The sequence below is a fragment of the Solibacillus sp. R5-41 genome (assembly GCF_002736105.1).
GTDB lineage: Bacteria > Bacillota > Bacilli > Bacillales_A > Planococcaceae > Solibacillus.
On record NZ_CP024123.1, the window covers coordinates 2,800,062 to 2,826,703 of the forward strand.

Here is a 26,642-nt window from a genome sequence, read left to right on the forward strand (position 1 = left end):
TGCAGTTTTGTGCAGACACATCCTATTAGTGTCAAACTAATTTCTTCTCCATTGTCCAGTAAGTATCGTGCCAGCCAATATGTACATATCCTAATTGTTCGTATAAGCGACAAGCTGGATTTCTTGGATCTACGCTTAAACATAATTTCTGATACCCATAATTTATTGCTTCTGTTTCGAGCGCACGCATTAAAGCATTTCCAATTCCTTTACCCCGAAATTCTTTAAGGATGGCAATGCCGATTTCTGGCGTTTCATCATCACCATAGCCCTTTTGTTCTTCATCAAACAGACGTAACCAAATGGCACCAATTGCTTGTTTGTCATTTTCCGCAATCAATCCAATATCACCGCTTTGTTCCCCCCATCTCTCTACATATTTTGAGACAGATGGTTCGTCTAATATTGTTCGTGGAAAAGGTTTTTGTCCTTCTGGTACAAATGCGGACTCATACACCATATCCTGCAAGAAGGGGATATCGTGTCTTTCAAGACTTCTTATTTCGAAACTCACAGTATTGAACCTCCATTCCTTCCTGAAACTTTGAATTACTGATTTAAATTATTTCGACAAAATAAACTTTCAATCCTTTAAAGCTTCTCAAAGCGTTTGAAGAGCTGTCTAAGCAGCTCAATGTTCTTCATGTAAAGCATCCAGTTAGTTGAATAAGTAATTTAATTTCTAAATAAAGCGATATTTACGTGAAAATTGCGTGATAACCAAAATAATTGTTAACCCTACAACGAGATACCATATTATTTTAAAAGGAACTATGAACATTAATACACCAAATGATATAGCTGTTAAAGTGCTAACTGTAATTGATTGTATACTCGTAAATTTATCTTTAATAAAATAATAAAAAGTGAATGGTAGTGCTAAAGTAAATATCGGAATATAAATTGTTATAAAAGATGTTTTAATCAGAGATATTGAAAGTACTGCTATTATGAAACCTATTGACGTAGTAAGCGTTCTTCCTACAAATACTTTACCTGAAAAATAGCCGTATAGCAGAATAATCAAAATCGCTAAACAGGCACAAATTCCTATTATTAAAACAAATGAATGACCTATGAAAAAAGCTGACATTGAGAAACAAACTAAAGAAACGAATGGCAACAGCAATATTGAAGGATTTTGCACTTTTTTTATATTCATTACATTTGTAAAACCTACAAGAAATATTAAAGTAAATGGAATCGTCAAATATCCTAATTCGATGTGATTAATATGAATTACCTCTAGTTTGCCGACCATTATTATTACAAGTGACGCACAAATTTGACCAATCAATGACCAAATGCTTGATAATTTATAAGCTTGAGTAAGCTTGTCCGTAATTACAATTGAAACGATACCAATAAATAAAGCTAAATATAACAAATTTTCCCCTCCCAAGATAATTCTTTAGAAATACTTAAAGTTAAATACCCCAAATCAAATAATACCTTATGTGTAAAAAAACAACATGAATACTCTGGTAATGTTTATTGAACTAACCTCCCTCTATAAACACTGATGTATCAACAGTTCCCACCACTTCTTGGTTATTTTATAATCCGATTTTCTTATGGAAGATAGGTTTCAATTACCTGTGCTTTATTGATATTGCAGAATCGTCTCGGTTAGTTGAATCATTAGGATACAGAAATTGATAAATTTAACAGTTCCCCTTTAATGGAATGGCAGGTAATCAGAGTCGCAATACGGTTATTGGCTCGTTGTCGCAGATTTCGCCGTTGTCACTGAAGCCAAAGCTTTCATAAAGTTTTTTGGCTGCGAAGTTATCAGTCCCATATGGGATCCAGCAGTAACGTGCTGGCCCCGCTGGAAAGGTACGTATAAATTCCAAGATTTTTTTCATGGCTTCCCGACCGTAGCCCCTGTTCTGGTATTGCTTGTCAATCATCAGTCTCAAGATGCAATAACTGTCATCTGCTATTGATGGAAGTTCGTATCCGGTGATTCCATAAGTCAGCATAACAAAACCAACCGGCTGCTCATCCGCGTAAATGGCAAACGGAAATGGTTGTCCCCCATTGGATGCAAGGACATAACACGATGCCACGCTTGACAGATTGGAAGCAACGAAGCGGCGTTGTTCTTCTGAAACTTCCAGGTTAAATATGGCGCGGCGGTTTTCCAATGTAATTTTTCTAAGCTCAATCATGCATTGCTTCTCCCTTCATCATCTAAATTAGTATCGTAATCAATGATATTTCATTGATTCCAATTCAACTTAGTAATTTAAAATCAAAAATGTAAAATCCCTATTGAACTAAGCTGTTCAACGGGCTTAAAGTAAAGTACCCGTTAGTTCAAGATAAATTACTCTATCCTTCCTAATAGCATTGCCATTGATAGTAAAATGCTAACGTAAAAATATTTTTTCAACATTCCCACCCAATTTAACATTATTAATAAATTCAATTAAATAATAACATATATGTAAATTATTGTTTAATAAAGATTTTAGGTCCCAAAGCCTGGTTTGGGGATATACAGTTCGTAAACAGCCAAAAGCAAACACCCCACTCATCACTTGAATGGGGTGTATTGTTACCTAACTTATATTTTGGTACGTTTATTAAGTTTATTTTGTATACTTTATTAATCCTTATTTCACTAAAGCATCTGTTAGGGATGTAATGAATATTTAGTGAAATTATAACGAAATTTTCCTTTTATTATTTTTTAGTAACGAAACCAAATAAACAGTGAGGTAACCAAATAAACCAAGTAATATTTGGATTAAGCTTAATACAAATAATGCTGATGTTGGTAAGTACCATTCTCCCAACAAAATAGTTGGAATAACAGTACAAGAGAAAAATAAAGCTCCCATAGTGAAGGTCATTATAAATATTTTTTTATCTTTCTTTATAAATCCGTAAGTTGAAGCAATGCCATTTCCGATCCCAAAAACAATCATTCCAAATAAAGCTAAACTCGCCCAATTATTAAATGGCAAAACGCCTAGCCACTCTTGCGGAAACGTATCGAAAACACCTCTTTCTAAAAACATTGACACGCCCAAATAAAAAGCACCTAAACACAATAATAAATTATAAGAATTTAAAATATTTTTTAGTAGCATTTTCCCTCTACCTCCCTTTATTACTGCATTGAATAAACTGCGTTGTCCGAGTAAAAATCGTTAATCCGTAAAGTTAAATAGAAAACACTAATATATATTGACGTATCAGCGCACCTACTCAAAACAAAAAGGTTCTTATCAAGAATAATATTCTACTCCCTATTATCGTTTCCTCTCGTTTCCACTATCCTACCCCGTTAGCCATTCATGAAGTGCACCCCAAACACTTCACCACAGAAAACGAAAGATGATTAAGTTCTTTCAAGGGTGCTGAAGTACAAACCTTCTCTAAGCATGGTTATTAGAAGCTTTTGAAATGCCTGTTGAACTATTATCCACGTTAGCTAAGAGGATGTTTTATGATTAAAGGTTATCTTTCCCTAATGAAAACCCTTCAAATAGTCGCCCACCGTATGGTTCTAGAACCTTTTCACTTAGTTGAATAATTTTTCTTTTCTCTCCTGTTTTATAAAAAGTATCAAAGGCTTCAACGTATTCTTCGGTAAATTTTACATCGTAATGCTTCAATGCACGAATAACCCATTTTGAAGAACCTATCCAACGACCATTAGTTCTTAAAACAAATTCTTGAACAAGCTCAGCTAATGTGTTCGCAATAAATATTTCTTCAGCTCTATTATTACAACCTATAAAATCATCCAGGGCATCAGTTATAAAATAACGCTTTGTCGTAATTATTTGTTCTGTCCATCTTTCAGGTCCCTTTTCTAACATCTCTTTAGCTTCTTCTTTTATAGAATCAATAATTCCTTCATCTTTTAAAATAATACCTTCTAATAACATTCTTTGCATAGAAGGCTTAGCATCTTTATAATCCATTTCGAAAAATTGTTTATAGGAAGTTGAATTATGTACGAAAATCTCTATTGGCCAACCGAAATCAATCAATGACTCCCTGTACGAGGAGGTTATACTTTTTTCAAAAACGACGATATCCAGATCAGAGGTATCTGTTTCCTCTCCTCTTACAACACTTCCAGCCAATACAGCTCCTTGACAGGAAGGGAAGCGCTTATTAATAAACCGTTTGGCTGCTTCTACTGGATTTAACTTTTTAGTATTTCCCATTAACTTCACCTCAAACTATTTGAATTTCTACTAACTAAAATTCATTATCAAGCCTCAATATTCTGTTCCGTTATTTTAACAACGGATTAACTATTTAATTCTTTCGTTAAATTCTCAATTGCAGACAATACTTCTTTCATATTTGCTTCGTTGTTCATATTATTTCTGGCATGAAGGAGGACTGGCCTTATGGATTCGATTGAACGTCCGAAATCATACATCCATTCATAACGTGGAACCATCCAAGTATGGAAATGATGTATTGTATCTTCATTATAAAAATAATATACATGCTCAATATTCAATACTTCCCTCTGAGCCTGCCTAATTTTTGTTAAAAGATTAACATAATCTAATTTTTCTGCTTCAGTTAATTCATCGAAGCACTTAATATGTCGTTTAGAGGCTAAAATGATTAACCCTTTTATTGGATATGCCACATCTTGATGTGCATGAAAGTATTCCGTTTCTATAACAACTCCACCATCAGGTTCAATTAATCCACTTGTCAATGCACAACTCAAACATTCAACTTCTACACTTTTCCCGTTTGACAATATTGTTTTCCTCACAGATAGTTTCCCCTTTCAATCATTTGGATTATTATAAAATAAGGGCTGACTAAACAGTTACAAAACTAACAAGTAACGCTCTCCGTTAGTTCAACATGACAAAACCTCAAATTATCATCTCTCTAATTGAAAATTAAAAGTAAACAATCTGAAAAGAATTATGTTTTTTGTTTTAAATCCCCAGAAAAACGAATAATCAGTATTATATTTCGAATAAAAATTTTTCTATAGTTCTTTACTTAATATTTCTCCTGGTAACCCATCAATTTCACATAACTTCTCCGAGATAAATCCTTGTTTAATTAAAATTTTCCTTGAAGCAATATTATCTGGATCTATAATGGCTTTTAGTGTCTTTACTTGAGTTTCTATAGCTTTTTCAATCAATACTTTCGCTATCTCACTTCCGTATCCCATACCCCAATGCTCTGGCTTTATCATATAGCCAATTTCTGCTATTCCATCGTTTTCTTCATCCAAAGTTAAATGTCCAAGTCCAATAAATTCATTTTTTGAACTATCGTTTATTTTATATGAGCCGAAATGTTCTAATAATTCATTGCGTTTCAATAGCTTTTGGAAATCTGATTGAGCTTCTTCAAAAGGAATAGCGTACTCAGTAATTTGTGCCATTACTTTCTCATTAGAAACAAGACTGAAATATTCAGGAAAATCAACCTCTTGAAATTTTAGTAAATTTAGATTGTGCATTGTATTCCTCCTAATTTTCCCTTTTTTAAAAATACTTCCTATTTTTATATTAACTTATATGCGAAAACTTCGACACTTTTTCGTTTAGTAACTTTTCTGAATTTTAAACAGACTTCATTACAATGCCACCCTGAACCATTAATACTTTCATTTATTTCGCCGTAAAACATGCTATTGATAATTCTGCCATCGTTCATTCGATAATAAAGCGGGATCAAACGGAAGAGGGGGTCATTCCAGTGAGTGATGAGGCAATTGAAAAAAGGAGTTCGAAAATGAATTTAAAAAATAGGGATGATGTTTTTTGTTTCGAATGCATCACGTAAAAACCTTTAATCATAGTAAAAAAGCCACGAGCAATTTTTTAGCTCATGACTTTTCTAATCACTTTTAATCACAAAAAACAATAGCCTATCAAAACCAAAATGATTTGATAGGCTATTATAACAATTAACAATTAAAATTATTTAGTATAACGTAGAATTGGTGTACGTGCTGCACGCGTTTCGTCTAAACGATTAATAACTGTTGTATGTGGTGCTTCTTGAACGATTGAAGGATTTTCGATCGTTTCTTGTGCAATTTGAATCATTGTATCACAGAATGCATCTAATGTTTCTTTTGATTCTGTTTCAGTTGGCTCAATCATTAACGCCTCTTCCACGTTTAATGGGAAGTAAGTTGTTGGTGGATGGTAGCCAAAGTCTAACAGGCGTTTCGCGATATCAAGAGTACGCACACCTAATTTCTTTTGACGACGACCTGATAAAACAAATTCATGCTTACAATGACGGTTAAATGGTAAATCAAAATGCTCTTCTAAGCGACGCATCATATAGTTTGCATTTAATACTGCATATTCTGTTACTGCTTTTAAGCCATCTGGACCCATAGTACGGATATACGTATACGCACGAACGTTAATACCGAAGTTTCCGTAGAATGGTTTTACACGTCCGATTGATTGAGGACGGTTGTAATCGAAGTGGAAAGTACCATCTTCTTTTTTCACTAATACTGGCTTTGGTAAGTATGGAATTAAATCTGCTTTCACCCCTACTGGACCTGAACCTGGACCACCGCCACCGTGTGGACCTGTGAATGTTTTGTGTAAGTTTAAGTGTACGCAGTCAAAGCCCATATCGCCAGGACGTGCTTTACTCATAACCGCGTTTAAGTTGGCACCATCATAGTACACTTTACCGCCTACTTCATGAATAATCGCAGCCATGTCTAAAATATTTTCTTCAAATAAACCAAGTGTATTCGGATTTGTTAACATAAGTGCCGCTGTATCTGGACCAACTACACGACGTAAATCTTCAAGGTCAACTAAGCCATCTTCACCTGATTTGATTGTAATTGTTTCAAAGCCTGCTACTGTAGCAGAAGCTGGGTTTGTACCGTGTGCAGAGTCAGGAACGATAACTTTGTTACGATGCCCTTCTCCGTTTGCTTCATGGAAGGCACGAATCATCATTAATGCTGTCCACTCACCATGTGCACCTGCAGCTGGTTGTAGTGTTACTTCATCCATACCTGTAATTTCTTCTAATGAAGTTTGTAAATCATATAATAATTCCATTGCCCCTTGCACCGTTGACTCATCTTGTAATGGGTGAACGTTTGCAAAACCAGCATAGCGCGCTACTGATTCGTTAATTTTTGGATTGTACTTCATTGTACAAGAACCAAGTGGGTAGAAGCCTGAATCTACGCCGTGGTTGCGACGAGATAAAGCTGTATAGTGACGCATAATATCTAGCTCAGATACTTCTGGAAGTTCTGCTGCTTCTTGACGGACAAGCTCAGCTGGTAATAAGTCTGTAAGGTCGAAATCTGGCACGTCTAATGGCTCTAAGTTGTAGCCTACGCGACCTTCTTTCGTAATTTCAAAAATGAGTGATTGGTTTTCGTTATGCATTGTGAGCCCCCATTTCCGCAACAAGCGCATCGATTTCTTCTTTTGTGCGAATTTCTGTTACTGCGATTAATGCGTGATTTTCTAATTCTGGGTAAACGCGACCTAAGTCAAATCCACCGATAATGCCTTTTTCAATTAATGCTTTGTTAATTTCTGTAACTGATTTATTCGTTTTTACAACGATTTCATTGAAGTGCGCACCTTGATACAGCACTGTAAATCCAGCTGCTTCAAAAGCATTTTTTGCATAGCGCGTCTTTACGATGTTTTGCTTCGCCATTTCTTGCATACCTTGTTTCCCAAGTGCTGTCATCGCAACAGATGCTGCAAGGGCAAGTAATGCTTGGTTTGAACAAATGTTTGAAGTCGCTTTATCACGACGAATATGTTGTTCACGTGCTTGTAATGTTAATACATAACCACGGCGGCCATCTTGGTCAACTGTTTCACCAACTAAACGACCTGGTACTTTACGCATTAATTTTGTTGTTACCGCAAAGTAACCACAGTGAGGACCACCATAACCTTCTGCAATACCAAAGACCTGCGCATCCCCAACTGTAATGTCTGCACCTAATTTACCTGGAGGTGTTAAAACGCCAAGTGCTAATGGGTTTGCCGAAACGATGAATAACCCTTTTGCTTCATGCGCAATATCCGCCATTGCTTGTAAGTTTTCTACTTGACCAAAGAAGTTAGGATATTGAACGATAACACCTGCTGTTTGATCATCTACTAAATTATTTAATGCTTCAATATCTGTTACGCCATCTTTTGTCGGAATTGTTACGACTTCAATTGACTGACCGTATGCATAAGTGGCAACAACATCTTTATATTCTGGGTGTACTGTACCCGAAACAAGTAATTTTTTACGACGTGTGTGACCTGCTGCTAACATACCCGCCTCAGCTAATGATGTACCGCCATCATACATTGAAGAGTTCGCTAAATCCATGCCCGTTAACTCTGCAATCATCGTTTGGAATTCAAAGATTGCTTGTAATTCCCCTTGAGAAATTTCAGGCTGGTATGGTGTATATGCTGTATAAAACTCAGAACGTGAAATAACATGGTCTACGATAACTGGTTTGTAGTGATTGTAAACACCCGCGCCTAAAAACGATACATTCGATGCTGTATCTTTATTTTTCGCTGCAAGTTGCGCTAATTCTTTCGTTAATGCCGCTTCTGATTTCGCTTCTTTAATATTGTATAAACCTTGGAAGCGTACTTGTTCAGGAATGTCAGCAAATAGCTCATCCACACTAGAAACTCCAATACGCTCTAACATTTCTTGCTTGTCTTGTTCCGTCATTGGTAAATAACGATGTTTCATACGTAACCCTCTTTTCGAATTTTATTTACTGCGTTTATAGAATGGTTTTTCGACAATAACAGCTTTCGCTAGTTTATTGCGAATTTCGATTTCTACTTCCATTCCTATTTCTGCAAATGTTGCGTCAATTAAAGCCATTCCAATATTGCGTTTTGTCATTGGTGATTGAGTACCTGTTGTAACCTCACCAATTTCTTGACCATCTTTAAATACTTTATAGCCGTGACGTGGAATTCCTTTATCAATCATTTCAACGCCAACAGATTTACGTGGTAAGCCGTCTTCTTTTTGTGCGATTAATGCTTCTTGTCCAATGAATTTCGGCTCTTTTTGAAGTTTTACCGCAAAGCCAATTCCAGCTTCTAATGGCGAAATGTCTTGTGAAAGTTCTTGCCCGTATAATGGTAAGCATGCTTCAAAGCGTAACGTATCACGTGCACCTAACCCAGCTGCAATGACACCTTGCTCTTTACCCGCATGTAAAATTTTATCCCATAAATCAACAATCGCAACCGGTGTTCCGTAAATTTCAAAACCGTCCTCGCCTGTATAACCACTGCGTGAAACTAATACATTATGGCCTGATACATTCACGTTATCTTGGAATTTGAAATACTTAATTGTTGTTAAGTCTGTATCCGTTAACGTTTGTAATACTTCTTCTGATAGTGGTCCTTGTAGGGCAATTTGTGCAAAGTCATCAGAGGCATTTGTAATTGTCACATCGCCTTCTACATGTTCCTTCATCCAAGCAAAGTCTTTATCAATATTCGAAGCATTTACACATAGTAAATAACGTGTTTCATCTAAACGATAAGTTAATAAATCGTCTACTACGCCGCCATTTTCATAGCATAATGCACTATATTGTGCGCCACCAATCGCAATTTTTGAAATGTCATTTGATAATAATTTTTGTAAGTAAGGAAGCGCATCTGGACCTTCCACGAAAATTTCACCCATGTGTGAAACATCAAATAAGCCAGCACGGTTACGAACTGCATCGTGCTCTTCTTTAATTGAAGAGAATTGTACCGGTAAATCCCAACCACCAAAATCAATTGTTTTCCCACCGTATTTTGCATATTCATCAAATAGCGGTGTTCGTTTTAATTCATTTGTCATGTAAAGTCCTCCTTTAATTTATGTAGTTGCTTTTCTAGATCAATTACGCCTAGGCGTAATTGCGTCCAGATTTTTTTCAAGCCCGCTCGAAAAACTCCTCTAAAAATCTGTGACATCCGCCGGGGGCTTCAACTTGATTCAGCCTGGGTTTAAACCCAACTGAATTAAGGTTATGCTTTGTATTCATCCGCCACTTATAGAAGTGGCAGACTTCTGCTGAAACAAGTTGAATAATTTAAGCAAGGTCAACCCTTTTTCATGCCAATTAAATAGGAATAAAGACGCCCAAATTTACTAAAAAGCAAAAAAATAGACAGACGAATCCCATTTAATGAGATTCCCTGTCCTTGCACCTGAAAGTTACACCTAAAATTGAAATTCCATTCACATTTTAGGCTTTCCCCTTTGGTGGCTGTAATATAACATCACAGCACTCTCCAGAGTTGCGTCCAATACGAGTCTTTTTGCCTGAGAGATTCATAGATCTTCTATTTGCTCCTTCGGCGACGTGACTTCACGTTCTCTCCCCGTATCTTCATCCGCGTTGCTATAAAATTGACTTGTTTCCCAAGACAACCTTTAGCAATATCCTAACATTGAATGTAATGTGAACGCAATCTTTTTTTAATAACAGATAAAAAACGAACTTTATTCGATATTTTAAATTAATTATTCGCTTTTAGACGATTCACTTGGAATGCAATATACTCGACAATTTGTCTTAACGAACGATTGGCTGTCAATACTTGAATATGGCCAGCTTCTCGATAAAATTTCCTTCTGTACAAATACAGGTCCTTCAGTTCTTTCTCCGTGGAAGTTTGGACAATTGGACGGTTTTTATCGTTTCGAATACGTGTGTAAATATCGTCAAATAGTGCATCTAAGAAAAATACTAAGCCTGTCCTTCTCATAATTTTGCGGTTTTCTTCACGAATCGCAACACCACCACCTGTCGCGATTATGCAGGCTTCATCTCGGAAAGAACGTAAAAATTCGGTTTCAATTTCTCGAAAACGTGCCTCTCCGTATTTTTCAAATAGTTCAGGTATTGTCATTCCTTGTTGCCTTACAATTTCATGATCCATATCATAATAAGGCATTTTAAGAAAAAAACTTAAGCGCCTACCGATAGCACTTTTCCCGCATCCCATAAAGCCCACTAAATATATTTTTCGCATGCAAATCACCTTCTTCTATCAATTACGTCTCGGTGTTATCGAGGTCTGTATGATACAGGTCAGTTAGCCACTGTCGCGTAATTGCGACAAACTTTGTCTAACACCCTCAATTAAATAGTGCTATTCACCGGGGTCTTTATCTTCGTTCAGTACTGGTTTAACAGAAAAAACGAACTCTGCATTCATCTCTCCACCTATTAAAGTGGGAGTTTTAAGCTGAACGAGGATAAACGTGCTACTTCAATTAATCGTTAAAAGTACTTAGTATATTTATCGTAGCACGAACGTAAATAGATTCCAATGAGTTATATGTTTTTAATTGTGCAAAATAGGCATTTGTATATAGTAATGCAGCCCCTGTCACAATAAATAGTAAAACAATTGCAAATGGAAAAATAATTCCCCGTTCATTCTTTAGCAAGCGGTAAAACCAAGCGCCTTTCCCTCTTCGTCCCATCTCGCATCACAACTTTCACTAATAATTCATTACCTTCAATCGTTAAATCCCATACATCCACATAGGGTAAAAGGATTTCATTCCCGCCTTTATTGGATCGTTTACGAATATGCAATCCAGAACGGTCAAAAATAAAATAGCGATCCACCTCATCAATAAGTTCTAATTGTAAGCTCGTACTTGAATTCAGTTTGCCTGTTAACGAGCGCTCATTGTACTGATTAAGGTCATAAATAAATAATTCCCAATTGACTTCTTCTTTCATTTTTTCAAGAGTAATAATTTCCCGAAACCCAAAAATTAATAGTAAGCTTATATTGGCAAATAATATAAAAATTATGAGTTGGAAAATACTTTCTAAAAATGTAAATCCCCGTTCATCCCATCTTTTTGTTTGGATTAAACGCATAGTTGGTGTTCCTCTACATCCACAGAATAAGTTACACAAACAGTACCAGTATCAAAATCCCAAAAGTAAGAAATGCCTTCAATTTCTTGCATGCCATTCCATTCGCCATATCGTTGCTGCAGTAATGCGCCATTGAATGCCACTTCAGCAGCATGTGCTTGCCGTTTTTGTAGCTCCAACTGTTGTTTCATATGATAGGTTAGTGGAACGAGGCTCGTACTCAAAAAAAATAATATTACGACAGCCAACAATGCCTCAACAAAAGAAAAGCCTTGTTCATTCATTCCTCGTTACTCTCCCTTTCCCTATGTTAATATGGTAACTATATATTTCTCCCTCATAATGAAAAGCCATGCTTCCAAATGATTGCAAATTACCATTCGTTCGAAAATATAACCTTGGATTTGGTGCTGATAAATATAATTGCATCCCTTCTGGTAAATGTGAGCGGTACAGGATTTCCTGTCCTACAAAATATTTAATGACCAGTTCGGTATTGTCATATATGTCGATGATTACCGGTCGTTGTTCTTCAATTGCCTTCATTTGTGCCATGCGCATTAATATTTCCACTTCGTCCATTGTTTTTAATACTGTGAGCCGGTTGAATTTGTCATGTGAAAAATATAGGATGGACGAACATAAAATCATGATTACTGCCAATACGACTAACATTTCCATTAACGTAAAGCCTTGTTCATTACGAAGGCTTCGTTTAATTCCCACTTGCTTGCGAGGTAGATGCTACCTTCCCTTCTCCGTCAATCGTTACCTGCTCACCATTTGGACATTCTTTATTTGATTCTGGAATATAACCGGCCGTCACTAAATCATCAATTGACGTTGGGTAGCTTTTATTTTCCAGCTTATACGCCTCGACCTGCCCCTGAATCATAACTACATAGGCATCGCATCCTTTTTTATCAATGGACGCGAAATGTTTGGAGACATTTGGAATCGTTACCAGAATTAAAATAGAGATAATTAACAGCACTACCAACATTTCCACTAAAGTGAAACCTCGTTCATTTTTCATGTCGTTACTCCTCTCAAATAAAATCAAGTACATCATACATTGGAATCAAGATGCTTAAATATGCAGCAATAACACAAGCTGCAATAATCATAAATAAAAGCGGCTGAATTATCGTCATCAAAAAACGGATTGTCACCTGCAAGCGTTTATCTAATAGCTCACAATATAAAATCAATTCCCGCCCGAGCATCCCACTAGCTTCCCCGTGCGCAATAAAATGCTCAAACTTCGGATAAAAAAAACCATCAATTTGAACCGCATCCGCCAATGAATCCCCTAATATTACTTTTTCTTGTAGTAGTTGTGCGACATAGGCAATTTGGATTTGGTGTTCTTGGTTTTTTAGATGGCCAAGCGCTTGTTGTAAGGAAAAGCCTGCAAGTAGTAAATTTCCTAATACCCTTGAAAAATGGCGGGTTAATAGTAATTTCCAAAAGTGGCCGAGCAAAGGGATTTTAAATAGGAGCGTTAACTGAAGGTCGACACGTTTGCGTTTAATGTAGTAGATAAAAGTCATCACAATACTAAACGTGATCACTACGAGCCCAATAATGTAATCGGGCATATGCAATAAGAAGGAGGACCATTGCACACTCGTCGATACTTCATTTTGAGCTCTTGATGTGACCATGGTCGAAATGTTTGGTAAAAAATACGTGCGGAAAGCAAGAAATAACCCCATTAAAAATACAAATAATAATACGGGATAGGACAGCACCTTCACTAATTTCAATTTCATCTCCTGTTGAAAGGTTAATTGCTGTGAAACGATTTGAACGGTTTCAGCTAACTGTCCAGTCATTTCCGAGAGTTCAATCGACACCAAATACTGTTTTTCTAAACCTAATAGATTTAAAACTTGTGTAGCGCCACCACCGTCTTGAAGTACCTCACTTACTTTTCGTTGAAGATCCTCATATTGCTTTATATGAAATGGTAAGAGCATTTGTATAGAATGCGGAAAAGTATACCCTTCTTTAAGCAAGTCCCCCATCCTCTCTAAAAATACCGGAAAATCCAACACTTTCACTTTCCGATAACTAGTAATACTAAGATTTGCAAAACGCCTCCTAAGAAGAGGTAGGTTCATACAGCTTCACCCCTAGTTTTGCCCTTTGACCGGCTAATGTTTGATCATAGGGGAGCATATATTTTCCTTGGTGGGCTATTTCATTCAAAGCGGCTTCAAGTGTGGTTTCAGATAATATTTCAAACAATGCTTTTTGCTCATCCTGCTCCGTGCTAATTAACGTTTGCGTAACGACGGCTATAAGCATTTGTCGCATCTCTTCAACAGAAACATCTAAATCCATCAAGCGATATAGACAATTGATTGTATCTTTTGCATGGACGGTTGAAATTACCAAATGTCCGGTGAAAGCGGCTTCAATGGCAATTTTCGCCGTTTCTTTATCGCGAATTTCTCCAACCATTATGATGGATTTTATATATATGTTTTTTACGTTCAAAATAATCCATTTATTGATATATCAGGATTATTTATATTTTGAACACAAAAAAACCTATTAGATTGTTTATTAACACAACCCAATAGGTCCTATAAATTGTTTAATACAAAGAAACAAAGAAAATAAAAAGCTTTTTATTATTTTAATCGAATAAACATTAGTTTTTAATATTATTTAGTACAATTAAGTAAATTCTTTGCTAAAAGTTTTCCTGTACATAATTATCATCAAATATTATATAGAAATTCCCCAATATAAAGATTACATTACACTGTGTGTAAATAGATTTGGATGGAAACTCTAACATAAATTAAATTTTCGTATTAATTATCCTATTTCTTCCTATTCGGTTTGAGTAAAGTACTGTGTAAAAATTAAAGTCTTTGAAGTTCTTACATCCCATAAGTCTAATACATTAGCTACATAGCCAAAACGATTTTCCAACTATATTCGCCTCCAATTTAATGTCGCTCTATTAGTACATTATTTCAAAGATCATTTACATAAGACTTTATTGCAATAAATTAAAAATTTAATGTTATACCTTTTGTTATTCAATTATTTTTAGACGAATTGTAATATTAGTGCAACACCCAAGTTTAAAAAAAGACCCTCAAAACTTTTGGGTATTGGGAAATGGATAAAGTCATTTTCGAACGTGGCTAAACAAAGGGCTGTATAGACATTTTCATTTAACATGAAAGAAAGGAATCTTGATTAGATATCCGTAATTTGGATTAATATTAGTTGTTCGCCAAGCATAAGACTTCCAACATGCATGTATAGATAACAATAAAACCTGCTAGATTAATTATTAATATAAATTTAGGAAATTATTAACTCTTTAAACAATTTAAAATATCATTAGCCAAAATCTTTGATCCAGCAGCACCCTTTAGATATCTTAAATCTCCAGTTGATAACCAATCAATTTCTTTTAAGTTCATTAATATTTGAGCAATCTTAACTGAATCTGGCTGTTGAGATTTCGTTAAATAATTTTCATTAATAACTTCATTTCCTGATATTGAGAGAGCATTTAAGCATGTAATATGTGTCATTCTGAAGAGCTTATTATCTTCCCATTCATTTGGGAATAACTCTTTTATTGTATTAAAGTAAAACAAACATAAATTAAGCTTTTTCTCTTTAGACAAATTATCTAATTGTGACTTCTTAGTTAAAAGCTTCACCATATTATACAAGTTCTGCAGAGTAATATTTTTTTCCTTACTTCTCCTCCCCGTAAGTGTCCCTTTATTAAAGAAGGGACTTTCTGGCTTTAAAATCAGATTTGTTGCAACCCAACTTATTTCATCATTATTTCTGTTTAAATATCTACTTAATGAAGTCCCAATTCCCCTTGCTTTTGTATTAATTACATCGAATAATTTAATTTCCTCATCATCATCCAAATAATGAAATGCTAAAAATGGTACATTAAGTGTGCAGTCTGTTTCGTTTATATATTCTTTAATTCCGCCTAGACGGTGCTGCCCATCCATCAATGTTGCTTTCTTTTTACATATTAATCTTCCCAAATTTGGACGTTGTTTATCATAAGCATGAAATTCCCAGTTACCACTAGCATTTAATAAAATCGGTGTGTATAAGGAACCTTCTCCTTGCGATAAGTAACTTGCGAAATCATGACAACGTTTGGTATTTATCGGTCGTTGATATCCTTTGCCGGAATGATCATTGTACAACTTGGAATATGAAAAAGTTACTGCTACTTGAGAAGAAACAAACCCCTGATAAGCTACTCTCCCTCTCATTTTAGATTGAATAACATTCTCTATCGCTATATTGGATGGTAAATTATTACTCATATATATTCTCCTTTTATCAAATTTATAATCATTTTAATACTAATCAATAATATAAACTAAAAACTATTAACTTTAAAGTTATTTTTTTTATATTTTAATGGTATGTGATATTTATTTGACCTCACCTAGTCTAAAAGTGAGGTGATATTATGTTTAATTTAACAAAAAGAGTAGGTAAAAATATTAGAGCTATTAGAAAGGCCCAAAATTTAACTATTGATGAATTAGCCGAAAAATGTGATTTTCAGGCACCATACCTATCTGATGTAGAACGCGGAGAGAGAAATATAACTCTACAGACTCTAACAAAAATATTAGATGCTTTAGATGTACACCCTGGGAGAGTATTAATTCCTGAAAAAAAGTCTGATTTAGATATTGGAGATGTAAAAGAAGAACTGTTACAAGTTCTATTAAGTTCTCTTGAAGACAAAAGCGAAAATGATATTAGAATGTTATTAAATGTTTCTAATGAAATATTTAATACGTATAAGAAAAAATAAAAAACAAACAGCTAGTTGATTAAATTCATCAGCTGTTTGTTAACAATTCAGGTTTAATTCCTATTCAATTAAAGAGTTTCAGAAGGCCTATAATTATGTGAATGCTTAGTTCCGGTATTATGGCTACTGGAACTTACGTGGGAGTTAGATGAAGAAAGGGAAGGGCTGTTGTGACAGCCCTTCTTGTTGTACCACTAACACCATCCAAAATTTTAATATTGAGTAATATTTTCACTCGTAATTTTGCCTATTATGAATTGATTGTATCAATTAATTCGTTGCATTTTTATCAATATACTGATTTAAAAAAGGTTTAATAATTTGTCTTGCAAGAGCTGAGTACTCTCTTTTACTATCCATATAATTAATTAGGAACTGAAATTCACTTTTTATTTTATCTTCCCAATCATTGACTAGTTCAATGTCTTTTTCGTTTAGTTTGTCAATTTGGACAAGAAACCATTTGATTAAATCTATTTTTTGCTTAATTTCTTTGGCAACCTGTTCTCTTGCATCGACCAAATCTTTTCTTCTTAGACCATAGGTATCAATTGATACAATTCCCATAAAACTTAATCCTTCAACAGTTCCATCTTCATTAAATTTTAAGTGTTCGTCAGGTTTGTCTATACAAGGGTGTAAAAGTAGCCTTTTTTCATAATATTCATATCCCGGTTGTATGGCTCTATTTGACTCATTAATAATTGGAAATAAATTAGCTTTTCCTAGTAACTCGGTTTCATTAGAATCAATTTCTTGTGTTCTGCGTCTGTTACAATCAATACATGAGGGTAACAGATTTCCCCAATTTGATCCTAGCCAGTAGTATCCTGGTTTTTGTAAATGGCCGTTTACAAAAACCCCACCCTTCGGACGATAATGTTCCACATCAACTGGATGTACTCTAGCGTAATTACTTTCACAATAAGCACATTTCTTGTGAAAAAGTGAATTAAACGCTAATTTTATTGATGGATCTTTATATACTTCATAAGGAAATGACTTTGTTTTATTACCATCTTTAGAATAGAATTTAGTTGCAAGGTTAGCTTCCTTTATACCTTTTCCATTGCTTGTTAAAATATTTGGTGGATTAATTTTATTTCGATCAACAAAAATCATATCTATTCACCTTTATAATCCAATGAGGAAATAATGTTTGAAATTCTTTGAACTGTTTCTTCTTTTAAAGAATTAATTTCACCACGTTTTATGGTTTCTTTTTCTTTTGCAAGAAACTGATCAATAGCTTTATACATTAGTTGGTCTCGCGGAGTTTCTCCTAATAATTTCATCTCTTCTAGTTCCCCTTGTATGTTCTCTAGTTCGTTTCGATTATCCTCTGTCAAAAAGCTTTCGGATAGAAGAAAATAATATCTATCAAATAATGTTTCTATATCAGGATCTATTGTACTTTTTAGACCAAAGTACGGAGATGTAAGTATTTGATCTACCCGCAAAGCCTCAGGGGAAGGTAAATTCTCTATTGATGATAATCTGTGGTGCTTATCTCTCCTCAAAACCATTATTTCGTCTTTCATCAAGCTTCTAAGTACAAGAGGTTCATGACTTGTTGCAATGAATTGAATACGAGGGAAAGTTTCTTTAAGTTTTTTTACTATTTGCATCTTCCAACGGGGATGTAAATGAACGTCCAATTCATCTAATAGAACAATTCCTTGAGCATATTCACTATCTTGCCATATTTCTTGTAAGACCATCATTATATCGCAAGCAAGGGCAAGGATTGATTGGTATCCGTCACTTAATTCATATAATGTTGTTTTTGTTCCAAACAATGTTACTAAGATTTCTCTCTTACCTGTAGTTTTATTAAGTCTTCTTATGAACCTATAATTTTCATCTATTGCAAACAACCTCTTAATTGTATCAACTGCGTCTTTAAATTTCCTTACACTTAACTTAGATAACCATAACTCGGCATCTACCAATGAAGAAGTAGGGTTAAATAGGTTATCACATCTAATAGCCCTATTCCTATTAACGACAGTATCTGATCCAGTATTTGAAGAGAGTAGTCGTGTTGAACCATACCCCATCAGTAAAACAGGTGCGTCTTCAATATTTCTTTTAAATTCAGCATTCTCTTTATTAAAAAATAGCTCTACCGGTTCTTTTCTCCCGGAAAGATAGACTTTAACATATCCGGATTTAGACTTTTTGTATAAAAAACTCCTAGCATCTAAGTTACTAATTTTATTTCTACTAGTTCTATCCATAAGTGCTAATGCAATAGCTTTAAGTATCGTACTTTTACCTGTGCTATTTTCTCCTAAAATTAAAAACCATGGAGCATTCCCCTCGTTGTTAGGAGATATGTCGATTGTTAGATTTTCAATCGTTTTAAAATTCTTTATCTCAACTTTTTCAATATAGACCGATTTTTTAAAATATAAATGGAGCTTACTCTTATTATTTAGATCATAGCTATCCCCTCTGATTAAATAATCATTATAGTTAACTAGTGAATCCTGCTGTTTTTTACCTATTGGTGGAAGTTGATTAGTCTTCATTATTTTTGTCCATTCATTACTAAATGATAAATTATTTAGTAAATCTATGTTTTCCATCAAAACATGTATAATAAATTGCCTTTTCATTAATAAAAATGGTTCGCTCTCACCTTTAAATAGTTTCAGTAAACGACGTTCATACTCAACTATGATGGGGTACTGATTATTATTCTTATGCTGTTTGAACTCAGTGATTAGTTCGGTCATTACAAACTTAAGTTGTAAAATTTCTTCATTCCTTAGTTCTAGAAGTTCTTGCCTATTCAACCCGTAAATATCAATAGTTAATCTTCCTCGTTTTGTATCACTTATCATCAAACCTGTATTAAAATCATAGAAAAAATGTTTTTCGGGTTGGTCATTACATGGATCTATAAGAAGTGGCTCTTCTTTTTGTAAATCAATCCCAGTAGTATAAGGTAGTGCTCTCTCTCCTTTTATAGGAAATAAATTACTCTTATGTTTATTACACTCTTTACAACATAGGTATAAATTTGACCAATCATATCGTAACCACCAGTAGTGTTCTTCACTTATTTTACCTTTAAGGTCCATAGCCTTTATACTGGGTCTAAATCGTTCAACTGCAGAGGTTTTCTTGTTAATTAGACGTTTTTCACAAAAAGCACATTTATTGAAAAAGGCTACCATTAGCAAATCAAGTATTGGACTATTTATTTGATACTTTGGTTTAAAATAAATGTTATCTCGTAACTTGGAATCTTGACTATAGAAAGTATTTAATCGCATATTTTCGTAATTAATTTCCTCAAGATTAAAGAATTCTGGTTCCTTAGGGCGTGTAAGACCTATCATCTATTTCATCCTTTTTTTACTTTTTTCATACAGTTTCACGCGAAAACTATTTAGGGATACTGTGTGGTAAAAGTTAGTAATATATTAGTAAATATACTAACACATTATGCTAAAATTAGACATAATCGCAAAATACTTTGTGATTTCTGTCTGTTTTCATAGTCAGGTAAAGTCTCAACTAAATCGAATTAAGAAAGTTGATGTATCTAATTAAAAAACGGGGCTAGAGTTGAACAAGAGTTTAAACTATTTTAACCCAAAATTGTGTAGTATCACACTTAAGCTAACGGAGGTTTTAATTGTAGAAGATGCAGAAATCGCAAACCCAGACGTTTTGAACAATGATTTATCAAAATGAATTAAAAAACTATGAATATATTAACTTTAATGATAGTTGTTCTACGATAGGTAAATCATAGAATTCAGAAGAAGGAATCATATGTATTTGTTGTTCATTTACACCTATTTGTTTTAATTGTTTTCTAAACATATCGATTTCATTTTCACAATAATAATAAATGTTCCATTTCACATCTTCCCCAATACTTTCCTTTATTTCTTTGAAATATGGTAAATCCACAGCACTTAGAGAATGACCAATAATCAATATTTTATCAATAGAATCGTAATTTAATGAGAATAATAGAGGCATATTTTCCTTTACGTCCTTATATGTATTGGAACAATATTCAGCTAATATTTCATATATAGGCGAGCTTTGTTCATCCCCTTTATTTTGAGATTCGCTACATTTTTTATTGAAATAAGCGATTCTATCTAAATTTGAATGTCCTAACACCAAATCGTCGTCAGAATTTACAACACCATGTATATGTAAAACTCTATCTTTTTTAATACTGTAGACTTCTTCTAATGTAGTAGTGTAGTTAAAGTTTATAAATATATCAGGACTGCTTTCTTTGATAAAAGTAGTTTTTTTATTCGCACCATCTAACTCTTGACTTACTTCTTCAATCCAATCTTTCAAATAGATAGTTAATTTTTCAATATAGTTGAATTCTTCTCCAAAATGATAACTTAAAGTATCTTCTATACCAACATTGCCACTTTCTAATCCTAAATCTGTATTTTGATACATTTTTTCATAGAGAGTATCTTCATGTATATTAGCTAAATTAAATTCGATATCATTCCAAAGGAATTTTTTTAATCCCTCTCCCCACAAAGTATATTTTTCTTCAAACTCGTTTAAAAAAATAGTATGATGTTCTTTTAAAAACATACGGAAATTCCAATAATGCGTAGGCAAACCATGCCCTAAATCAAAACCATTTCCAATAATAAATAAATTCATTTTTCTCTCCATCTCTTATTTATAAATTTTCCAAGAAATACTTACTTAATCATTCAGGTAATGTTACTTTTTCCTTTAGGTTGATAATATTACTCCAATTTTTGTTGTGCTTCGTCGAATATTAAGTCGAAGCAGTCATTAATTAATTTATTAATACAATAATAGATGAGAGCATTTTCACTTTTTAATCCGATCTCCCCATATAGTATACCTGCACTCAAATTATGCGCTATCCTGTTTCTAAATTTAGACAAACCCAAATATTCATCACTATTTAAAATTCTTTTAACAGTATTTAATACTTCATCATTACTGTTAAAAGTGACCGATTTCAAGTCTTTAAAGTATTTTAAATTTTCTATACCTCTTGTAGAAGCATAATACTGTGAAAATTTATCAAACGTAGCATAAATTCTAGACATACTAGCATTTATAAACATTCGCTTGTCAATAAAACCCGAGATATCTATTCCTAAAACATCATTCCAATATCCTACAAAAGTATTATTTTCTAATCTATAAACATCAAAAATACATTTTTGTATTTCTTCAAGTCTAAAGAAAATATCCCACAAGATTTGAAGTTCCAAATTATTTTTTTTATTTCCTTTTGGAAGTTTAAGTAAAATATTGAAAACTGCCTTTTTCTTTAAATCAATCCCTTTAATATTAAATTTCTCATTCATCTGTATCTCATGTAAAGTATGCTTTTCATATTCATTCTTCATCGGAATCTGTAAACTATCAAATTGATTACAACTTATCTTAGCATCCTTAACAATTTCTAATAAAACCGAATATAATTGCTCTATTGCCAAAATAGTTTTACTTACTTTGGGTTTTAGATAAACACCATCAAAGGAGTTAGCACTTTTTTCCATAAATAATTTTTTAGCATTCCTATCCGATGATTTTCTATTTATTTCTTGAATATGAATAGAAGCATTATGAGTATTATTATTTCTGATAGAACTAATATGCTTGGTACTATTTTGAATATAACTAAATAGCTCTTTATAAATTGGTGTAGTTTTTTCATCTAATTCCTTAGAAAGAAAATCGATTATTTTATAAGTTTTATTCGCCTCTATTTTACTTTTGAATTTGAATCCATATTTCAAACCTATATATACTACTAATCTTTCAAATGCATACCATATAGCTTCGATGGCGTTATAAAAGAAAAACCTTGCCGAATAAAAAGGGCGATCCTCTTTAGTTTTATTAACTTCAAGGGTAATATCAAAAAGAGCTAAATCTTGGCATGCTCTCACAAGGAAATAATGAATATCCTCTATTAAATTTACTATAAATCCAAAGTTAGTTGGCTTTTCTGGAATTGCGGTTTTTCCTTCTTTAATCATATAGTTTACAACAAAATCATCTATATCAATCTCTGTAAACATTTTCTTTTCAAAAAGATAATTTAGTCTATCCCCTTCTTCTTTTCTAATATTTCCAAAAGAAATAGATTTTGAAAATTTCAGGAAGTGTTCTAGTTGAATTTTTTCGTTAAAGTAAAACAATTCTTCAATCTCATCTCTATTAAAAAAACCATTAAAATTATCTTCTTCCAATTTTTCTAGGTGTACCTCACAACCATTAAAGCATTCTACTATATCCCCTTTAAGCATACGAATTGAAAATTCATTACACTCTGTACACAAAATTTTTCTATAAAATTTTGTGAAATCACTTTTTGTAAAGTCAAGATTGATCATAAAATAATTCCTCCTAGCAAATAGCTTTCTTAATAAACTTCATTAAATTAAAAATTAATAGAAATATGCAATTTTATAAAAAATAGTGATTCGATATTTATGGATTAATAAAAAAGGAGCATTATTTAATGCCCCTCTATATATCTTTTAATGTCATTAGCTAATAATTTATAGTACCTGCTTCCCCTTTTAAACAATAGACTCTCGTAACATAAACCCAACAGTAGAACCTCTATTAACTAAAAAGTTCAAAATAGTTATTACCTTATTGCGTAAAGCAGGGGTTCTTTTGAAAATCAATCGATTTTCTTCTATATATCGCTGCATGTACTCTTCTATATAATATTCTGTATTTACTTCTAATTTTTTATGTTCTAAATGTGAATTATTTTTAATAATCACATACAACCATTCAATTCCTTGTGATAAGAAATTATAACCGACACTATTTAAAACTTTACTGATAGAGTACAAAACACTCGGCTTAAAACCAATTTCATAACTCATATGCCTGAAGAATAAATGTCTTTCTTCCTTTAAAGAATGCCAAGATTTCATTTTTTCGCCCCACCAAGGGAACGCAAATAAATATGTTCTTACAATTTTATCAATATCATCGTAATATTCTCTAGAAGATATATCTCTGTCTCTTTGTTCAGTTTGCCTACATAGAGAAATTACAACCGGTTGTAATTGACTCCATATATTCCAAAAATCATCATATTTATTGACTTTATCTTGAATAAAAATAATGTCTCTTAAAAGCCATTCAAAAACTTCAACATTATTGATATTTGAAGATAAATGCTTTATAAGTCTTTTTTGCTCTAATAGTGGAATAGACATAATATATTCCGCCAACCACTGGATATATTTCATCTCAACTTCTATATTTCTTTTTAAATCATCTCTTCTCTTACGCTCTTCCTTAAATAATGTTTCCCAAATAACCTTTCCAATTTCAATTGTCATATCCCTTGTTTCTTCATGAAACGGAGATAAGCACATACTCAAACTTAGTAGTTCAGAATAATTTAATGTTGAGAAATCGTCCGGAACAAAACATGACCTATTTAAAATAGAATAAATTGTCTGCTTATGCTGATTTAAAAATTCATTTTGTGTAATTCCATTATAAATTTTAACTGATAAATCATAAATGGACTTCAATTCCATATAACAACTGATAATCTCTAAAGATTTTATGTCATTTAAATTCCACATTTTATTAGAAAATGCCTTAATTGCTACTTCATTAGAATCTAATATCAATAGTAGGAATATAAAAAACGATTCTTTTAAAATCACATCATTTTGTGCTTCACTTATTATTAATGGTAAAACATCAATACATGCATCGATTCCTGTTCCAACTTGTTTCATATTAAATGTACCGATATTTGAATTAATATAACCTAAAATATTCTCTAAACAGTAAATAGTTTCTTCCTCAGAAATCTCTTCCTTAAAATCTCTAAAAAGGACAACAAAGGTATATATAGGGGCATAATTTATTAATGAAAGAAAATTACTATCTTTACTTTCAAAAATTTCTTTAGCCTTATGAAAAGCTAGAGACGGATTTTCTTCATAATCACTATATTTTTCATATTCCGACAGATTTTCTTCAAACCTAAATTTTGCCCACATATTTAAATCTACGCCATTTAACCTTTCCTTACGTTCCTTACTTTGTTGATTTTGAATTTCAGTTAATGACTTTGGTAATTCAGTAACCAATGGCATATAAATATCTCCATCTTTTTCAATGGAATTAGTAATGTCCGGCTTTAATTTTCTGATATCCATTCTATAGTATGCAAATTGGAAAATTTCTTCAAATTGTTCTATTTTTTCGAAAACTTTATCAAGTTGGCTATACAAAATTTTATTTCTTTCCTCTAAAAATTCTGCTGATACTTCTTCTAAATTTAATTGATATTCAAGAATTACATCTTCTAGTATTTTCTTTCTAAAGGCTTGGTTATTAGTCCTTATTCTCTCATCTGTATATAATTTATTAGCTGGAACTACATCTTTCAAAAAATTCGAGCTAAATTCATGAGAAGCTCGAATTTTATCTAATACAAAAATCTCTTTTGATGGAATTAAAATACATGCAATTTTAAATAACCTTTGAGGATATGCTTCCACTAAACTCACTACAACTGAGGTTAAGGCTGCTGATTTTGAACTCAATAATTTTATAGAAATATTCTCCAAAACATCTGGGATATCTTTTAGAACTAGTAATAACCATCTCTCTAATGCCATTAGAATACTTTCAAGTAAATTAGGGGCTGGATGTGTACCTCTATGCATTAACCACAGGCGTTGACTAGCTATTTGCTCTATTTCTTTCCCATTAGGTAAAGTAATTTTTATTGTTAATGTTTCATCATACTTATTTACTAATTCTGAACTACAATAATCTTGAGTTATCTTATCGAACAAATTAATAATGAAATCTATTGTTTCCCAAGGGCTGGACTGTAATAATCTAAATATAGGAGTTTGAAAAGCACTAGATGGATAATATTCGCGACTTGTTAAATCATTTAACCCAAAAGAATCTTCAATTTCATGAGAATTATAAAATACGTTCTTTTTTTTAAAAAACCAATATTTATTTGCTAAAGCAAAAATTAATTTTGGATTAGAGTCAGCTAAATTCCCACAATTATATACATTAGATAATGCTTGCTTACACAAATCATAATATTTATGCATATGATTGAAACTTGTATCTGCAGTTACCTCTTCTACGATGACAGATAGCTCGCCATCAATTTCCCAGGCACTTGATAATATCACATTATTTATTTTCTCTATCTTTTTATCATTAAGCTTATAGGTTAAAGATTTTTCAGTTTTTACTTGTTCATATAAATATAATGCAATTAATCCTGCATGCTTAGTTTCGATTCCTTTTACGTTATGCAAAGTCCAATTAAATAAGCATTCAGTTACTAACATTATATTTTGAGGATTCCATTTAATTGTTGTTAAATTTTCATTAATAAAATTAAAAGTATATCTCCATCCTGCACCAGTTGGTTTTGTAGATCTATACAGGTTTACTGACTTTTTTTCTTCAGAATTAAGAATTTTATCCCAAAAATTATTATTTATAATTCTACAAGTCGTATTTAATAAAAATAATGCTCTATAAAATAATTTATATTCATCTTTAGCTAGTATAGGTTCTATAAGATTTAATGAAATTTTGTAATCTTCAATACTCATCAAAGTTACCAAAATTTCATCTTGCCATATAGTAGAAACTTCATTAGAATAAAATATTTCAAGGATAAAATCTGTAATTCTTTCTGTTTCTTGTACTAGCTTCTCTTTAAGCCATAATCGCAGATTTTTCCTAACAATTAAACTATCTCCAACTTCTTCAAAGAAACTTTTGCAGTCAACTTTCTTCTTGTATAACCCTTCAAATATATGGTTTAATACAAGTTCTTCATAAATATCATGACTCAAAGAATATCCTCTCATA

General features: G+C 32.8%; 23 protein-coding genes, 1 pseudogene and 1 riboswitch. Of the genes and pseudogenes, 1 reads left to right on the plus strand and 23 read right to left on the minus strand.

What is annotated here, in order from left to right; all coding sequences use genetic code 11:
* Positions 1 to 31: 31 nt before the first annotated feature.
* The 18 genes and pseudogenes from CSE16_RS13815 to CSE16_RS13905 form a co-directional block, all read right to left on the minus strand.
* Positions 32 to 514, minus strand: coding sequence for a GNAT family N-acetyltransferase (locus CSE16_RS13815; RefSeq protein ID WP_253896090.1), 483 nt, complete (start codon positions 512 to 514; stop codon positions 32 to 34).
* 168 nt (positions 515 to 682) lie between these two features.
* On the minus strand, positions 683 to 1,387 hold the full coding sequence (locus tag CSE16_RS13820; protein WP_099424440.1) for an MraY family glycosyltransferase: 705 nt from the start codon (positions 1,385 to 1,387) through the stop codon (positions 683 to 685).
* A 310-nt stretch (positions 1,388 to 1,697) separates the two neighbouring features.
* A complete protein-coding gene (locus CSE16_RS13825) occupies positions 1,698 to 2,174 on the minus strand; it encodes a GNAT family N-acetyltransferase (RefSeq protein ID WP_099424441.1) in 477 nt (158 codons plus the stop codon).
* 495 nt (positions 2,175 to 2,669) lie between these two features.
* Positions 2,670 to 3,101: a hypothetical protein gene (locus tag CSE16_RS13830; protein ID WP_099424442.1), complete on the minus strand. Its 432-nt coding sequence runs from the start codon at positions 3,099 to 3,101 to the stop codon at positions 2,670 to 2,672.
* A gap of 363 nt (positions 3,102 to 3,464) precedes the next feature.
* Entirely contained in the window at positions 3,465 to 4,190 is a 726-nt protein-coding gene (locus CSE16_RS13835) for a nucleotidyltransferase domain-containing protein (RefSeq protein ID WP_099424443.1), read from the minus strand.
* 86 nt (positions 4,191 to 4,276) lie between these two features.
* The gene (locus tag CSE16_RS13840) at positions 4,277 to 4,762 is read right to left on the minus strand and encodes an HIT family protein (RefSeq protein WP_099424444.1); all 486 of its coding nucleotides are present in this window, start codon (positions 4,760 to 4,762) and stop codon (positions 4,277 to 4,279) included.
* 225 nt (positions 4,763 to 4,987) lie between these two features.
* Positions 4,988 to 5,473 (minus strand): GNAT family N-acetyltransferase, encoded by a 486-nt coding sequence (locus CSE16_RS13845; protein WP_099424445.1) that lies wholly within the window; start codon positions 5,471 to 5,473, stop codon positions 4,988 to 4,990.
* Between the two features lie 463 nt (positions 5,474 to 5,936).
* Entirely contained in the window at positions 5,937 to 7,397 is a 1,461-nt protein-coding gene (gene gcvPB, locus CSE16_RS13850; protein WP_099424446.1) for an aminomethyl-transferring glycine dehydrogenase subunit GcvPB, read from the minus strand.
* Positions 7,390 to 8,736, minus strand: a complete 1,347-nt coding sequence (gcvPA, locus tag CSE16_RS13855) for an aminomethyl-transferring glycine dehydrogenase subunit GcvPA (protein WP_099424447.1) — start codon at positions 8,734 to 8,736, stop codon at positions 7,390 to 7,392. The genes gcvPB and gcvPA overlap by 8 nt, the downstream gene beginning before the upstream one ends.
* A gap of 21 nt (positions 8,737 to 8,757) precedes the next feature.
* Positions 8,758 to 9,861: a glycine cleavage system aminomethyltransferase GcvT gene (gcvT, locus tag CSE16_RS13860; protein WP_099424448.1), complete on the minus strand. Its 1,104-nt coding sequence runs from the start codon at positions 9,859 to 9,861 to the stop codon at positions 8,758 to 8,760.
* Between the two features lie 446 nt (positions 9,862 to 10,307).
* Positions 10,308 to 10,400, minus strand: a riboswitch (glycine riboswitch).
* A gap of 126 nt (positions 10,401 to 10,526) precedes the next feature.
* The gene (locus tag CSE16_RS13865) at positions 10,527 to 11,042 is read right to left on the minus strand and encodes a shikimate kinase (protein ID WP_099424449.1); all 516 of its coding nucleotides are present in this window, start codon (positions 11,040 to 11,042) and stop codon (positions 10,527 to 10,529) included.
* A gap of 407 nt (positions 11,043 to 11,449) precedes the next feature.
* The gene (locus CSE16_RS13875; protein WP_099424451.1) at positions 11,450 to 11,908 is read right to left on the minus strand and encodes a ComGF family competence protein; all 459 of its coding nucleotides are present in this window, start codon (positions 11,906 to 11,908) and stop codon (positions 11,450 to 11,452) included.
* Positions 11,899 to 12,192: a type II secretion system protein gene (locus CSE16_RS13880; protein WP_099424452.1), complete on the minus strand. Its 294-nt coding sequence runs from the start codon at positions 12,190 to 12,192 to the stop codon at positions 11,899 to 11,901. Before CSE16_RS13880 ends, CSE16_RS13875 begins: the two co-directional genes overlap by 10 nt.
* Positions 12,185 to 12,634: a competence type IV pilus minor pilin ComGD gene (gene comGD, locus CSE16_RS13885; protein ID WP_099424453.1), complete on the minus strand. Its 450-nt coding sequence runs from the start codon at positions 12,632 to 12,634 to the stop codon at positions 12,185 to 12,187. The genes CSE16_RS13880 and comGD overlap by 8 nt, the downstream gene beginning before the upstream one ends.
* Complete coding sequence (gene comGC / locus CSE16_RS13890; protein ID WP_099424454.1) at positions 12,624 to 12,944, minus strand: competence type IV pilus major pilin ComGC; 321 nt, start codon at positions 12,942 to 12,944, stop codon at positions 12,624 to 12,626. Before comGC ends, comGD begins: the two co-directional genes overlap by 11 nt.
* 13 nt (positions 12,945 to 12,957) lie before the next feature.
* Positions 12,958 to 14,034: a competence type IV pilus assembly protein ComGB gene (gene comGB, locus CSE16_RS13895; protein WP_099424455.1), complete on the minus strand. Its 1,077-nt coding sequence runs from the start codon at positions 14,032 to 14,034 to the stop codon at positions 12,958 to 12,960.
* Positions 14,015 to 14,383, minus strand: a pseudogene (locus CSE16_RS13900) (ATPase, T2SS/T4P/T4SS family); the annotation flags it as partial. The pseudogene CSE16_RS13900 and the gene comGB, both read right to left, overlap by 20 nt.
* Positions 14,384 to 15,249: 866 nt before the next feature.
* The gene (locus CSE16_RS13905) at positions 15,250 to 16,245 is read right to left on the minus strand and encodes a DGQHR domain-containing protein (RefSeq protein ID WP_099424456.1); all 996 of its coding nucleotides are present in this window, start codon (positions 16,243 to 16,245) and stop codon (positions 15,250 to 15,252) included.
* Between the two features lie 149 nt (positions 16,246 to 16,394).
* Here CSE16_RS13905 and CSE16_RS13910 point away from each other — a divergent pair, with 149 nt between their 5' ends.
* Positions 16,395 to 16,748, plus strand: coding sequence for a helix-turn-helix domain-containing protein (locus CSE16_RS13910; protein ID WP_099424457.1), 354 nt, complete (start codon positions 16,395 to 16,397; stop codon positions 16,746 to 16,748).
* Between the two features lie 270 nt (positions 16,749 to 17,018).
* On the opposite strand, the gene CSE16_RS13915 is transcribed toward CSE16_RS13910, so the two are convergent.
* The 5 genes from CSE16_RS13915 to CSE16_RS13935 all read right to left on the minus strand — a co-directional run bounded on the left by CSE16_RS13915 (position 17,019) and on the right by CSE16_RS13935 (position 26,626).
* Complete coding sequence (locus CSE16_RS13915) at positions 17,019 to 17,870, minus strand: HNH endonuclease family protein (protein WP_099424458.1); 852 nt, start codon at positions 17,868 to 17,870, stop codon at positions 17,019 to 17,021.
* A 2-nt stretch (positions 17,871 to 17,872) separates the two neighbouring features.
* Positions 17,873 to 20,098 (minus strand): AAA family ATPase, encoded by a 2,226-nt coding sequence (locus tag CSE16_RS13920; protein WP_099424459.1) that lies wholly within the window; start codon positions 20,096 to 20,098, stop codon positions 17,873 to 17,875.
* A 367-nt stretch (positions 20,099 to 20,465) separates the two neighbouring features.
* A complete protein-coding gene (locus CSE16_RS13925) occupies positions 20,466 to 21,413 on the minus strand; it encodes a bacteriophage abortive infection AbiH family protein (protein WP_099424460.1) in 948 nt (315 codons plus the stop codon).
* 89 nt (positions 21,414 to 21,502) lie between these two features.
* Positions 21,503 to 23,134 (minus strand): hypothetical protein, encoded by a 1,632-nt coding sequence (locus CSE16_RS13930; protein ID WP_099424461.1) that lies wholly within the window; start codon positions 23,132 to 23,134, stop codon positions 21,503 to 21,505.
* Between the two features lie 189 nt (positions 23,135 to 23,323).
* Complete coding sequence (locus tag CSE16_RS13935; protein ID WP_253896091.1) at positions 23,324 to 26,626, minus strand: hypothetical protein; 3,303 nt, start codon at positions 26,624 to 26,626, stop codon at positions 23,324 to 23,326.
* Between the last annotated feature and the right edge of the window lie 16 nt (positions 26,627 to 26,642).